This is a genomic window from Pseudomonas sp. GM41(2012) (assembly GCF_000282315.2).
In the GTDB taxonomy this organism is placed as follows: Bacteria; Pseudomonadota; Gammaproteobacteria; order Pseudomonadales; family Pseudomonadaceae; genus Aquipseudomonas.
In genome coordinates this window covers 490,751-504,673 of sequence record NZ_AKJN02000006.1, presented here as the reverse complement: position 1 = coordinate 504,673, position 13,923 = coordinate 490,751, and the positions used below count along the sequence as shown (strand labels likewise).

General features: G+C 59.8%; 11 protein-coding genes. 5 read left to right on the top strand and 6 right to left on the bottom strand.

Annotated elements, in window-relative coordinates:
• Positions 1-103: 103 nt before the first annotated feature.
• The 4 genes from PMI27_RS23265 to PMI27_RS23280 all read right to left on the bottom strand — a co-directional run bounded on the left by PMI27_RS23265 (position 104) and on the right by PMI27_RS23280 (position 5,880).
• The gene (locus PMI27_RS23265) at positions 104-1,291 is read right to left on the bottom strand and encodes a pyridoxal phosphate-dependent aminotransferase (protein ID WP_008155153.1); all 1,188 of its coding nucleotides are present in this window, start codon (positions 1,289-1,291) and stop codon (positions 104-106) included.
• Positions 1,292-1,332: 41 nt separating this feature from the next.
• On the bottom strand, positions 1,333-2,958 hold the full coding sequence (locus PMI27_RS23270; protein ID WP_008155151.1) for a methyl-accepting chemotaxis protein: 1,626 nt from the start codon (positions 2,956-2,958) through the stop codon (positions 1,333-1,335).
• A gap of 372 nt (positions 2,959-3,330) precedes the next feature.
• Positions 3,331-4,473, bottom strand: coding sequence for a glycerate kinase (locus tag PMI27_RS23275; protein WP_008155149.1), 1,143 nt, complete (start codon positions 4,471-4,473; stop codon positions 3,331-3,333).
• Positions 4,474-4,752: 279 nt separating this feature from the next.
• Positions 4,753-5,880 carry a sugar diacid recognition domain-containing protein gene (locus tag PMI27_RS23280; RefSeq protein ID WP_008155146.1) on the bottom strand — a complete coding sequence of 376 codons (1,128 nt, stop codon included), beginning with the start codon at positions 5,878-5,880 and terminating at the stop codon, positions 4,753-4,755.
• Between the two features lie 169 nt (positions 5,881-6,049).
• Here PMI27_RS23280 and PMI27_RS23285 point away from each other — a divergent pair, with 169 nt between their 5' ends.
• The 3 genes from PMI27_RS23285 (at position 6,050) to rarD (ending at position 9,772) form a co-directional block, all read left to right on the top strand.
• Positions 6,050-7,360, top strand: a complete 1,311-nt coding sequence (locus PMI27_RS23285) for an MFS transporter (protein ID WP_033053086.1) — start codon at positions 6,050-6,052, stop codon at positions 7,358-7,360.
• Between the two features lie 211 nt (positions 7,361-7,571).
• The gene (locus tag PMI27_RS23290; protein WP_008155144.1) at positions 7,572-8,585 is read left to right on the top strand and encodes an aldo/keto reductase; all 1,014 of its coding nucleotides are present in this window, start codon (positions 7,572-7,574) and stop codon (positions 8,583-8,585) included.
• A gap of 299 nt (positions 8,586-8,884) precedes the next feature.
• Positions 8,885-9,772 carry an EamA family transporter RarD gene (rarD, locus tag PMI27_RS23295; RefSeq protein WP_008155143.1) on the top strand — a complete coding sequence of 296 codons (888 nt, stop codon included), beginning with the start codon at positions 8,885-8,887 and terminating at the stop codon, positions 9,770-9,772.
• A gap of 64 nt (positions 9,773-9,836) precedes the next feature.
• Here the strand turns inward: rarD and hppD are convergent, their stop codons facing one another.
• Positions 9,837-10,913, bottom strand: a complete 1,077-nt coding sequence (hppD, locus tag PMI27_RS23300; RefSeq protein ID WP_008155142.1) for a 4-hydroxyphenylpyruvate dioxygenase — start codon at positions 10,911-10,913, stop codon at positions 9,837-9,839.
• A 252-nt stretch (positions 10,914-11,165) separates the two neighbouring features.
• Positions 11,166-12,110, bottom strand: a complete 945-nt coding sequence (locus tag PMI27_RS23305) for a DMT family transporter (protein WP_008155141.1) — start codon at positions 12,108-12,110, stop codon at positions 11,166-11,168.
• 79 nt (positions 12,111-12,189) lie between these two features.
• Here PMI27_RS23305 and PMI27_RS23310 point away from each other — a divergent pair, with 79 nt between their 5' ends.
• On the top strand, positions 12,190-13,062 hold the full coding sequence (locus tag PMI27_RS23310) for a LysR family transcriptional regulator (protein ID WP_008155134.1): 873 nt from the start codon (positions 12,190-12,192) through the stop codon (positions 13,060-13,062).
• Positions 13,063-13,466: 404 nt separating this feature from the next.
• Positions 13,467-13,829, top strand: a complete 363-nt coding sequence (locus tag PMI27_RS23315; protein ID WP_008155126.1) for a histone-like nucleoid-structuring protein, MvaT/MvaU family — start codon at positions 13,467-13,469, stop codon at positions 13,827-13,829.
• Positions 13,830-13,923: the final 94 nt, after the last annotated feature.

The following is a 13,923-nucleotide window of genomic DNA, read 5'->3' as shown; positions in this document are numbered from 1 at the left end:
GTCAGTCAGCCATCGCGAGCAGGCTCGCTCCCACAGGGGAACGCATTCCAAATGTGGGAGTGAGCCTGCTCGCGATGAGGCCGTCATTGGCAACGTAAATCCTTCAGGCCCGACGCGCCTCCAGAAGGTCCGCCGCACACAACGCAATCCGCCGACACGCATCCGCCAGTTTCAGCTGATCCACCACCAACCCCAGTCGAATATGCCCCGCCGCACTCGGGCCGAACGCTTCACCCGCCAGCACCGACACGCCATAACCTTCCAGCAGCCGCTCGGCAAAACCCTGGGCACACAACCCGGTCTGGCGTACATCGATCATCACGAACATCCCACCATCAGGCCGGATCGGCCGGATACCCGGGCAATCACTCAGGCTCGCGCACACCAGGTCGCGACGCTGGCGATACTCCTCGCGCATCTGCGCCACTTCCGGCAGATCCTCATCCAGCGCCAATTGCGCGGCGTTCTGAATAAAATCCGGAATACCAAACAACATGCACAACGACAGGTGCACCAAGTGTTCGGCCAACGGTTTCGGCCCGATCACCCAGCCCACGCGCCAACCGCTCATGGCATGGGATTTGGACAGGCTATTGATGGTCGCGGTGCGCTCGGCCATGCCCGGCAGGCTCGCCGGGCTGATGTGCACGCCTTCGTACAACAGATCGCTGTAGACCTCGTCGCTGATCAGCCACAGGTCGTGACGAACACACAGCGATGCCAGTTCCTGCCAGACCATCAGCGGCAAACTGGCGCCGGAAGGATTGTTCGGACTGTTAAGCAAAATGGCGCGGGTCTTGGGTGTGATCAGCGCCGCGACATCCGCCGGATCGACCCGAAAGCCATTCTCTGGGCGCACCGCCACCGGCACCACTTTGGCCGCGCAGGCACCGAACACGCCTTCATAGGTCACGTACATCGGTTCGGCGACGATCACTTCATCGCCCGGGTCGAGCAGGCATTGCGCGACCGAATACACCGCACACTGCGCGCCCGGCAGCACGATCACATGATCGGCTTCCACCGCTTGACCACTGCGACGCCGATGACGGTTGGCAATGCTGTCGCGCAACCCCCGACTGCCACGTACTGACGGGTAATGGGTGTCACCGGCCAACAAGCTATCGATGCACGCCTGAACGATGGGCTGCGGCGTATCGAAGTCGGGATCGCCGATCGATAGCAGCAGCACATCAACGCCCTGCTCAATTAACTCCAGTGCTCGGTCATGAATTTGCCAGGCCGCAGCGCCGTCACCGGCGATTCGTTTGGTCAAGGCTGAATAGCGCATGTAATTCTCCAGTCGCGCAGGTTCCAAGCCTCAACCCTATCTCAAATCACGAAACGCGCCACCATGGCATTTAAATCCACGGCCAGGCGCGACAGTTCGTGAGTGGCGGCGCTGGTCTGGTTGGCACCGGCGGCGGACTGGGTGGCCAGGTCGCGGATGTTCACCAGGTTGCGATCGACCTCGCGGGACACCTGGGCCTGTTCTTCGGACGCGCTGGCGATCACCAGGTTGCGCTCGTTGATCAATTGGATCGACTGAGTGATCTGCTCCAGCGCCACACCGGCGGCGCGGGCCATTTCCAGGGTGCTTTGGGTGCGTTGATTGCTTTGCTGCATTGAGGAGACCGCTTGGCCGGTGCCGTTCTGAATGCCGGCGACCATTTTTTCGATTTCCTGGGTCGATTGCGCAGTGCGATGGGCCAGCGCCCGGACCTCGTCGGCCACCACCGCAAAACCGCGCCCGGCTTCACCGGCACGGGCGGCTTCGATTGCAGCGTTGAGCGCCAGCAGATTGGTTTGCTCGGCGATGGCGCGGATCACGTCCAGCACCTTGCCGATGTCGCGTCCTTGAGCGGCCAGGCCTTCGATCATCACCGAGGTGTTTTGCACATCATGAGTCATGGTCTGGATCGCGCCGACAGTTTCCACCACACGGTCACGACCTTCGCGGGCGGCCTGGGTCGACTGGTTCGAGGCTTCGGACGTCGACACCGCGTTGCGCGCCACTTCTTCCACGGCGGCGGTCATTTCGTTGACCGCGGTGGCGGCCTGTTCGATTTCGTTGGTTTGCTGTTGCAGCCCGCGGGACGCTTCCTGGGTGACCGTGCTCAGTTCTTCAGCGGCGGCACCCAGTTGGGTGGCAGAACCGGCGATTTGTTCGATGGTTTTGCGCAGGCTGGCCTGCATCGCGGACAAGGCACCTAGCAAGCGGGCCGGTTCGTCAGTGCCGTCGACCTCGATGACGTTAGTCAGGTTGCCGCCGGCAATGGTTTGCGCCGCCTGCAACGCACGGTTCAGCGGTGTGACGATGCTACGGGTCAGCAACCAGGCCAGCAGCACGGTCATCAGCGCCGCGATGACCGCCACGGCAATGATGCCGGTAATGGCGCTACGGTACTGCTCGCCCGCTGCGTCCGATGCGGTTTTCGCATCGGAATTATTCAGCGCCACCAGTTTGTTCAGCTGCTCGCCCATCTGGTCCGTACCTTCCTTGATCCGGGTGTTGATCAGCGTGCGCATCTCATCGAGCTTGTTCTGTCGCGACAGCTCCAGCATCTGGGTCTGGGCTTGCATGTAGCTGTCCAACGTTGCCGTGAACGTCTTGTACAGCGCGGCTTCTTCCGGGGTGGCCGACAACGCGGCATAACTCGATTGTGCGCTGCGAACCTTGTCGACCAGCACGCCGATACGCGTCTGGGCTTCCTGCAACGCGGCCGGATCCCGGTTGACCAACACCCGGAACGAGAGAATGCGCAGACGCAGGACGTTTTCCGTCAGGTTACCGAGAAACCCGACGCTGGGCAGCTGCGTGGTTTCCATGTCGATGGAGGCTTGGTGGATGCTCGTCATGCGGTTCACGGCAAACACACCCAGCACGATGACGAGCAAGGCAATGAAAGCAAAACCCAGGAAAGCTCGAGGCGCGATATTCAGATTACGCAGTGACATAGGATGATTCTCGGGTGATGGGGCTACGAGCATCCTTGCGTGATCGCTGAAAGGGCGGGCGGCAGCGCACGCGCGTTCAGTTTGGCGCCACTGTTGGAATAGGTTTGTGTGGGCCTGTTATCTGTATCGGCTGGGGATGAGGATTGTTGCGGGGGGTTTGGAAATATATTTCAAGTTTGGAACCGCCCCTCACCCTAACCCTCTCCCCAGGGGGTAGAGGGGACTGACCGAGGCGTTTTTTCGAAGTACATCGACCTGAAAGTTTTGAGCCGAACTCAGGTTCTGAAAAGCTTGAAGATCTGCTCCCTTTCCCCCTCTCCCCCGTGGGGAGAGGGCTGGGGTGAGGGGTGGATCTAAACTTCAACGCAAGACTCAGGCCTTACGCAAAGCCACCCGCAAAACCCGCGCAACATCACTCGCCCGCTCCCGCAACAACCGCGGTGCCTCGGCACACGCCTGCTCCAGCGTCATCGGTCCACTGGCCAAGGCAAACGCGGCATCGATGCCATGTTCATACAGCGCTTGATAACCCTCACCCAGCGTCCCGGCGAGGACAATCACTGGCACGCCGTGCTGCCGAGCAATACGCGCCACACCAAACGGCGTCTTGCCACGCAGGGTCTGAGCGTCGAAACGACCTTCACCGGTGATCACCAGGTCGGCGCCTTCGACCGCATCCTCCAGGCCGACCAGTTCGGCGACCACTTCGACCCCGGCCTTGAACTGCGCCCCCAGAAACGCCTTGGCAGCAAACCCCAGGCCGCCTGCCGCACCGCTACCCGGTTCGTCACGTACATCTTTGTTCAGGACCTCAGCGCACCGTTCGGCAAAGTGCCCGAGCGCGCGATCCAGTTGTTGGACTTGCTCGGGCGACGCGCCTTTTTGCGGGCCGAAAATCGCTGAGGCACCGTGAGGGCCGCACAGTGGATTGTTGACGTCGGCGGCGATGTCGAATTGCACCTCGGCCAGACGCGGGTCGATTTCACTCATGTCGATTCGCGCCAGTTGCGCGAGGGCCAAGCCGCCCGGTGCCAGAGTTCGGCCCTGTGCGTCCAGCAGTTTGACGCCCAAGGCTTGCATCGCACCCGCCCCGCCGTCGTTGGTGGCGCTGCCGCCAATCGCCAGAATGACCCGTTGCGCCCCGGCATCGAGCGCCGCGCGGATCAATTCGCCGGTGCCGAACGTGCTGCTGAAGCACGCATCACGCTTACCCGGCGGAACCAGTTGCAGGCCACTGGCCTCGGCCATTTCGATGATCGCGGTGTGGCTCTGGGGTAGCCAGCCCCAAGCGGCCTCAACTGTTGCGCCGAGCGGCCCCCGGACTTGGGTGCGCTGCAGTTCGCCCTCGCACGCCGCCAGAACAGACTCGACGGTCCCCTCCCCGCCGTCCGCCATCGGGCATTTGACCAGGAGCGCATCGGGCCACACCTGCGCCAACCCCAGAGCAATGGCATCAGCCACACCCTGGGCACTCAGGCTGTCCTTGAACGAATCGGGGGCGATGACGATTTTCATGCGAATTCTCCAGTTCCAATGCGTTCCATGCTGCCAGCAGGCAAGAACAATAACGCCGGTCCGCTGCACAAGCCGGTGTGGCCTTTATTGTTCATTTCCACAAAGTCCGTGTTTTCAAATCTAGCTCCGAGTTGGCTGATCGTCTGCTATCGCGAGCAAGCTCGGCTCCCACAGTGGTCCGTGGTGAAATTCATATTTGCGCACGACGCCGATCACTGTAGGAGCCGAGCTTGCTCGCGATGACATCCTCGGAGTCGCCATCGCCGGCAAGCCGTGCGCCTACAGAGTGGTGGGCGCGTCGGTTTGGGGCAGGAGCTGGACGCCGAGATAGAGCGCAAGCATCCCGTCCAGCTTCAGCGGATCAACACCACTGAGCTCAGCAATCCGTTCCATCCGGTAACGCAAACTGTTGCGATGGATGCCCAGCGCATCGGCGCAGGCCTGGCTCTGACCATCGTGATCGCACCAGCTGCGCAAAGTCGCCAGCAGTTGGCCGTTGCCATCCTTGGCGATGACTTTGCGCAGCGGTTTGAGCAACTCGTCCAGCGCGTCGTCGTTGCGGTGCCGCCAGAGCATCACCGGCAACCGATAACGGTTGAGCGTCAGCAAACGAGAGTGCGGCAACACATCTCGCCCGTAGGCCAGCAAGTCGCCGACGCGTCGATAGCAGCGGCGCAATCCCGAGAGCCCATCGGCTTGCCCACCCACGGCGATGCGCTGAATGTTCCAGCCGAGGCCGTCGAGTTTTTCCAGCAGCCGGTCATTCTCGATCGCCTGCGCCGCCGGTCGGCACCAGAGCAACGATGACTTGGCTGAACTCACGCACCAACTGTCCGGGTAGCGCGAGGTCAGCCAGGCGCTGAGCGCCTCGACGGTTTGCCCCGGACCGTGTTCCATCCCTAACTCGAACAGGTACGGCACCCGCGTCATCTGCGGCTTGAGCCCCAGCTGCTGCGCTTCGTCGATCAACCGCGGCGAATCCCCGGCCTCGCTGAGCAGCAATGCCAGCAGATCGTCGCAACGCTGACGCCGCCATTGCTGTTCGGCCTGCTGATTGCGCTGGCCGACCAGCATCTCGGCGGTCATCCGCACCAGTTCGGCGTAGGTGCGCAATTGCTCGGGTTCACCGGTGATGCCCAGCACGCCAATCAAACGCTGATCGAGCAACAGCGGCAAGTTGATACCCGGCTGCACGCCTTTCAAATGAATCGCCGTTTGGGCGTCGATCTCCACCACTCGCCCGTTGGCCAGCACCAGTTGCGCGCCTTCATGCCGGGTGTTGACCCGCTCCGGTTCGCCGCTGCCAAGAATCAGGCCCTGGCTGTCCATGACATTGACGTTGTACGGCAGGATAGCCATCGCCCGGTCGACGATGTCCTGGGCCAGGTCGTGATCGAGTTCGAACATAGCGGGGATCCTTGAAAGCGTGATGGAGCGGATTGTTCACCCGCACAGGCCTTGGTTGCAAACCCTGTGCTCAGGCACAAAGACAATGACCCAAGCGGTGGCCGAGACTCACCGGGCGGTCAACGTTACCCTTGCATCGCAAAAAATCATAATAAAGAGAGAGCCCGCCATGTCACAGAGCGCCGCCGTTACCCAGGCCATCGTTGACGAAAAAAACGCCGTCTACAAACGCATTACCCTGCGTTTGATCCCCTTCATCTTCATCTGCTACCTGTTCAACTACCTCGACCGGGTGAACGTTGGATTTGCCAAGCTGCAGATGCTCGACGCACTGAAATTCAGCGAAACCGTGTACGGCCTCGGGGCCGGAATCTTCTTCATCGGTTACGTGTTGTGCGGCGTCCCCAGCAACCTGGCCCTGACCAAATTTGGCCCGCGCCGCTGGATCGCGCTGATGATGATCGTCTGGGGCTCGCTCTCGACCTGCCTGCTGTTCGTCACCACCCCGACCGAGTTCTACACCCTGCGCCTGTTCACCGGCGCGGCTGAAGCCGGGTTCTTCCCGGGCGTGGTGCTTTATCTCTCGCAGTGGTTTCCGACCTTCCGCCGTGGCCGCATCATGGCACTGTTCATGTCGGCGATCCCAGTGTCCGGCCTGCTCGGCAGCCCGTTTTCCGGCTGGATTCTCAATCACTTTGGCGCAGGCCAGGCGGGTTTGGCGGGCTGGCAGTGGATGTTCCTGCTGCAAGGCATTCCGACGGTGATCCTCGGCGCCCTCGCGTACTTCCTGCTCAGCGACAGTTACGCCAACGCCAAATGGCTCACGCCGTTCGAGCGCTCGGTGCTGGAAGCCGATCACGCTATCGATCTGGCCAACAAACCGAAAACCACCACCGACTCGCTGCTGGCCGTGTTCAAGAACCCGGCGATCTGGGCCTTCGGTCTGATCTACTTCTGCATCCAGAGCGGCGTCTACGCGATCAACTTCTGGCTGCCGTCGATCATCAAGAACCTGGGTTTCAGCGATAACCTGGTGATCGGCTGGCTCAGTGCGATTCCGTACCTGCTGGCGGCGCTGTTCATGTTGATGGTCGGCCGCTCGGCAGACCTGCGTAAAGAACGCCGCTGGCACTTGGTGGTGCCGATGCTGATGGGCGCGGTCGGTTTGCTGATCGCTGTGAACTTTGCGACTACGCCGGCCATCGCCATCCTCGGCCTGACCATCGCCACCATGGGCGCCCTCACCGGCCTGCCGATGTTCTGGCCGGTACCGACTGCGCTGCTGAGCGCGGGCGCTGCGGCGGGTGGTTTGGCGTTGATCAACTCCATGGGGCAGATGGCCGGATTCCTGAGTCCGTATCTGGTGGGTTGGGTCAAGGACAGCACCGGGTCGACCGATGCCGCGCTTTACCTGCTGGCGGGCGTGATTGTGTGCGGGAGTTTGTTGGCGCTGCGCATGACCCGTACGCTTCGCGTCTGATCACGGCGGATCTCCTGTGGGAGCGGGCTTGCTCGCGAAGACGGAGTGTCAGTCAACATTTTTTCGGCTGACACACCGCTTTCGTCGGAACGCCGCCCGGAGCAAGCCCGCTCCCACATTTGATCTGAGGGTGTTTGAGATTTCCGTTTGCCCCGCCCCACCATTCTGGTATTTGATTGAGCCTTTCTCCCACCGGTAAAAGGATTTCGTCATGAGCTATCGCACGCTGGGTCATTCGGGTTTACAAGTTTCCACCCTGACCCTGGGCACCATGATGTTCGGCGAACAGACCAGCACCGAAGATTCCCTGCGGATCATCGACAAGGCCTGGGACCAGGGCATCAATTTCATCGACACCGCAGACGTTTACACCAACGGCCGCTCCGAAGAGATCGTCGGCGAAGCGATTGCCGGGAACCGCCACGAATGGGTGCTGGCGACCAAGGTCGGTTTCGGCCCGGTGGACGGCGTTCCAAATCGCAGCGGTTTGAGCCGCAAGCACCTGTTCAATGGCATCGACGCCAGCCTGACGCGTTTGGGCACCGATTATCTCGACATCTATTACCTGCACCGCGAAGACCACAACACGCCGTTGGAAGTCACGGTGTCGGCCATCGGCGATTTGATCCGCCAGGGCAAGATTCGCTATTGGGGTTTGTCGAACTACCGTGGCTGGCGCATCGCCGAGGTGATTCGTGTGGCCGATCAACTGGGCATCGACCGGCCGGTGATCAGTCAGCCGCTGTACAACATAGTCAACCGTCAGGCGGAAACCGAGCAGATCACCGCCGCGCAAAACTATGGCCTGGGCGTGGTGCCGTACAGTCCGCTGGCGCGTGGTGTGCTCAGCGGTAAATACGCGCCGGACGTGAAGCCGGATGCCAACAGCCGCGCCGGCCGCGCAGACAAACGCATTCTGGAAACCGAATGGCGTGTTGAATCCCTGCGCATTGCTCAGCAGATCCAGCAGTACACCCAGGGTCGCGGCGTGGGCATCGTGGAGTTCGCCATCGCCTGGGTGCTGAACAACAGCGCCGTCACCTCGGCCATCGTTGGACCGCGGACCGAAGAACAATGGGATGCCTACACCAAGGCTCAAGCGGTGAAGATTACGGCTGAGGATGAAGCGTTCATTGATTCGCTGGTTGTGCCTGGGCATGCGTCGACGCCGGGGTTTAATGATGTGAGCCACTTTGTGTCGGGGCGTAAACCGCGTCTGGCGTGAAATTGATCGCGAGCAGGCTCGCTCCCACAGGGGATTCGTGGCGGATGCAGATTTTGTGTTCGGCGCAGATCAAGGTGGGAGCGAGCCTGCTCGCGAAAGCGGTGGGTCATCCAGATAAGGTGTTGAATGTGCCGGCCTCTTCGCGAGCAGGCTCGCTCCCGCAGGTTCTTAGCTCATCAGTTAGCTAAGCTTCAGCCCACAAGAAAGCCATGTTGTGAATATTGATCACTCGGCCAATATTCAACACAAAAACCACGTATCCTCCGCAGCCGTTTCACGTTCAACTTCGCGAGGACAGTTTGTCTAAAGGTATCGCTCTATCGGTTTCAGCCTCGGTGCTGTTTGCCGTCATGTATTACTACACGTCGTTGCTCACGCCTTTGAGCGGCGTGGAAATCTTCGGTTGGCGAATGCTGCTGACCCTGCCGTGCATGACCGTGTTCATGGTGGTCTCCGGTGAATGGAAACGCGTGGTCGCCCTGTTTCGGCGGCTGATTGGCCAACCAAAATTGCTTGCCGGCCTGATCGTTTCCGCGACGCTGCTTGGCCTGCAACTCTGGCTATTCATGTGGGCGCCGCTCAACGGCTACAGCCTCGACGTGTCCCTGGGCTACTTCCTGTTGCCGCTGGCCATGGTGCTGACCGGGCGGTTCGCCTATGGCGAGCGACTGTCTTACCTGCAAAAGGTTGCCGTGTTTTTTGCGTCCCTCGGGGTGCTCAACGAGTTGTATCAGGTCGGCGGTTTTTCCTGGGCGACCTTGCTGGTCGTCATCGGTTATCCGCTCTACTTCATCCTGCGCAAACGACTGGCGACCGACAACCTCGGCGGTTTGTGGATGGACATGGCCTTGATGATTCCGGTGGCGTTCTGGTTCGTTCAAGGCGGTGAACAGGGTTTCGCTGTATTCGATCAACACCCGTGGCTGTCGCTGCTGATCCCGTTGCTCGGCGTCATCAGCGCATCGGCGCTGGTGGTTTACATCATCGCCAGCCGGTTGTTGCCGTTCAGCCTGTTCGGGTTGTTGAGTTACGTCGAGCCGGTGCTGTTGCTCGGCGTTGCGTTGCTGCTGGGGGAAAGCATCAAGCCCGGTGAGTGGCTGACCTACATTCCGATCTGGTTGGCTGTTGTTGTTCTGGTGTACGAAGGGTTCAAACACCTGGTCCGGCATCGACGAAAATCGATGTAGGACCGGCACGAAAAAGCCCGGCCAGCATTGCTGCTGACCGGGCTTTTTTTACATCTGAAATGGCTTAGTCGGTGGAGAGCACGCCGCGACGAACCTGGTCGCGCTCGATGGATTCGAACAGCGCCTTGAAGTTGCCTTCGCCGAAACCATCGTCGCCTTTACGCTGGATGAATTCGAAGAACACCGGGCCCATCAGGGTTTCCGAGAAGATCTGCAGCAGCAGACGCTTGTCGCCTGACTCGGACGAACCGTCCAGCAGAATGCCACGCGATTGCAGTTGATCAACCGGCTCACCGTGGTTCGGCAAACGACCTTCGAGCATTTCGTAATAGGTTTCCGGCGGCGCGGTCATGAAGCGCATGCCGATGCTTTTCAGGTGATCCCAGGTCTTGATCAGGTCATCGGACAGGAAGGCAACGTGCTGGATGCCCTCGCCGTTGAACTGCATCAGGAACTCTTCGATCTGCCCGGCGCCCTTGGACGATTCTTCGTTCAGCGGGATGCGGATCATGCCGTCCGGCGCGGTCATGGCCTTGGAGGTCAGGCCGGTGTATTCGCCCTTGATGTCGAAGTAACGGATTTCGCGGAAGTTGAACAGCTTCTCGTAGAAGTTGGCCCAGTAGGCCATGCGACCGCGATACACGTTGTGGGTCAGGTGGTCGATGATCTTCAGGCCAGCCCCGACCGGGTTGCGGTCAACGCCTTCGATGAACACGAAGTCGATGTCGTAGATCGAACTGCCTTCGCCGAAACGGTCGATCAGGTACAGCGGCGCGCCGCCGATGCCCTTGATCGCGGGCAGGTTCAGTTCCATCGGGCCGGTTTCGATGTGAATCGGCTGAGCGCCCAGTTCCTGAGCCCGGGCAAACGCCTGCTGGGCATTCTTGACGCGGAACGCCATGCCGCACACCGACGGACCGTGCTCGGCCGCGAAGTACGAAGCGACGCTGTGGGGTTCGTTGTTGAGGATCAGGTTGATCTGGCCCTGGCGATACAGGTGCACGTCTTTGGAACGGTGGGTCGCGACCTTGGTGAAGCCCATGATCTCGAAGATCGGCTCCAGCGTGTTCGGGGTCGGCGATGCGAATTCGATGAATTCAAAGCCCATCAGGCCCATTGGGTTTTCGTATAAATCTGCCATGGTTGGCGCCTCATCATTTTCTTGTCAATTAACGGATCGTTAGTTGCTAGCAATGCTGAGACCGGCGGGTGGCGCGCAGGAGATGCCCCGCACGCTGCGGGCGAGGAAGTCACCGTAGATCAATTGAAACCCAAAACTCTTCATTGTCGACCCAAGGCTATTGCGGGCGAGGCTTCTGCTGCCAGAAGACGATTATTCTTATATGCGTAACCCGATTCTACACAGCGTAAATAGGTTTGTCCGCCTTCTGTATCAAATCCCCTTTTTCCCTGCTCGCGCAAGGGGTTTGTTGCACAGGAAAATCCCCGCGAGGATCAGCCCTCCTCCCAGGCACATCGCCGGGGTCAATTGCTCGCCCAACAGCAGCGCACCGAGGATCACTGCCGTCAGCGGGTTCAGGGCGATGAACACGCCTGAACGGGTCGCGCCGATTTTGCGAATGCCGTCGTAATAGCCGATATAGGCCAGCGCCGAACCCAATACGCCCAGGTACATCAAACTCAGCCATTGCGTGGGTCCGAGGCTGGCGAGTGCAGCCACACTCAACTCACCGCGAACAGCACTGGTCACCCACAGCATCAGCGTGCCCAACAGAATCGAGTACGTCACCGTTTGCACCGGCCCCAGGGTTTGATTCAAATCTTTGGAGAACAGCGAATAAACGCCCCAGCCAAGCACACAGCCGAAGATCAACAGATCGCCGATCCACGCGTCGGCGTTGCCGGCCAACAATTGTGGGTTACGGCTGACGATCACCAGGCTCGCCCCGGCAATACAGATCGCGATCCCGAAAACCTTTGCCCGACTCAAGCGCTCCTTGAACAACAGCCACGACGCCAGCCCGATCACGGCCGGGTTCAACGCCACGATCAATGACGCCCGTGAGGCATTGATGTAGTGCAGCCCATAAAAGAAGCACAGGTTGTAGAAAAAGATCCCGAAAAACCCCAGCAGCGCCAATTGCAGCCATTGCCTGGGGATGGGCCTTGCAAGAGGCACGCGGGCCAGTAGCAGAAACACCAGCAAAGCCACGCTGGCCAGCAAGAATCGCAGGCTGGCGGCAAACAAGGGGCTGAGGCTGTCGGCCAGAAACCGCCCAGCGACAAAGGTGCCGCCCCAGATCATGGTGACGGCAGCCAGTTTCAGATAAACCGGGACATCCGAACGGTTGGACAGGCTTTGCTCACAGGTTGTCATAGGTTTCCAGAACGAGAAATCGGGAGAGATGACGTATCATTCGGCTAATACCTTCTCATCGTAAAATGAGCAAACACTCATGACCCTTACCCAACTGGAGATCTTTTCTCTGGTCGCCGAGCTTCACGGTTTTACCGCGGCAGCCAATCGCTTGGGGATTTCCCAATCCGCGGTCTCTCACGCCCTCAAGTCGCTGGAACAGGAATTGGGTGTCGAGCTGCTGCGCCGGCATCAGTCCAGGGTCGAACTCAGCGACATCGGCCAACAGCTTTTGCTGCGCGCCCGGGCGATGCTGGGCCTGGCCAACACCTTGCGCCAGGAAGCGGCCGATGCGCGCGGGATGAAACGCGGCACGTTGCGCATCGGCTCGTTCGGCCCGACCTCATCGATCAAACTGCTGCCGCTGATCCTGCAGCATTACCGCGCGGCTCACCCGGGCATTGAGGTCCATATAGATGAAGGCCCGGACCGACAGGTGATCCAGTGGCTGGAGGAACGGCGTATCGATGTCGGTTTCGTGGTGTTGCCCGAGGAGCGGTTCGACACCTTTGCGCTGATCGAAGACCAAATGGTCGCGCTGCTGCCCGTCGATCACCCGCTGGCCCGCCACGACAGCCTGAGTTTGAGCGATTTGTGTCACGACCCGTTTGTGTTGACCGAGGCCGGTTCGTCGGAACTGGTGTCGCGCTTGTTCAGCGCCGCACGGCTGACACCGAATATCCGTTATCGCTGCTCGCAACTACTGAGCACGCTGGACACCGTTGGCCGAGGCGACGCGCTGACGGTCGTCGCCGAAAGCTCATTGCCCGATGATCGCGACAGTCGCTACGTGAAAAAACCGCTGTCGCCAACGGTCACGCGCCAGGTGGGTCTGGCAGTGCTCGATCAGCGCCAGTCATCACCCGCGACGCTGGCCTTTATCAAACTGGCAGAGCGCCTGAACAACCGTTGAGCGGCGCACGCGCCGAGGGCCAACTATCATGGCCTCAACCTCAACTCTTTTTGGAAGGCGTCCGGTCCGGCCGATTATCTGACCGCTCACGGCGTGAACTTCTTGCAAGGTTATCTGTTCGGCCGGCCAATGCCCGGCGCGGACTTCATTAACGTATTAAGTCACCATTAACTAGCGGCGCTAAGCGACGATACAAGGAAATCGCGCACCAATTTGAATCAAAAGACTACTGTTGTTACATGAAGAAAAAGACAGGATTTACTCTTGGCCAATTAACTACTACAATTTTTCATGCCTGCGCTAGATTGGCAGGTGAGCCACTATCACCGGGTCGCTTCAAGGCTCTTGGCTTATAGCTTTGTTTGCGGTTGGTATCAGCCAAACACACTATTGGAGTAAAGATATTGTCCAGACTCGCTGAATTTCGTGCAGCTGAAAAGGCCCTTCAAGAGCAGCTCAAGCAGCTGGAAACCCTGAAGAATGATGCCGGGCTCAAGAAAGAAATCGAATTCGAAGAAAAGCTCCAGGGGCTGATGAAAACCTACGGCAAGAGCCTGCGCGACATCATCGCCATTCTCGATCCGAACCCGGCAAAATCCGGTCTGCAACAGGCAACACCTAAAACCCGCCGCGCTCGCGTGGTCAAGGTTTATCAGAATCCGCACACCGGTGAACTGATTGAAACCAAGGGTGGTAACCACCGCGGCCTGAAAGCCTGGAAGGAACAATACGGTGCCGCTACCGTTGATTCCTGGCTGCGTGGCTAAGCACTCGCGGTGACCAAAAAGCCCTGCCAATGCAGGGCTTTTTCATGGACGCCCTCTAAATGCAACGATTGGCGTCGATCAACTCGCTACTTGC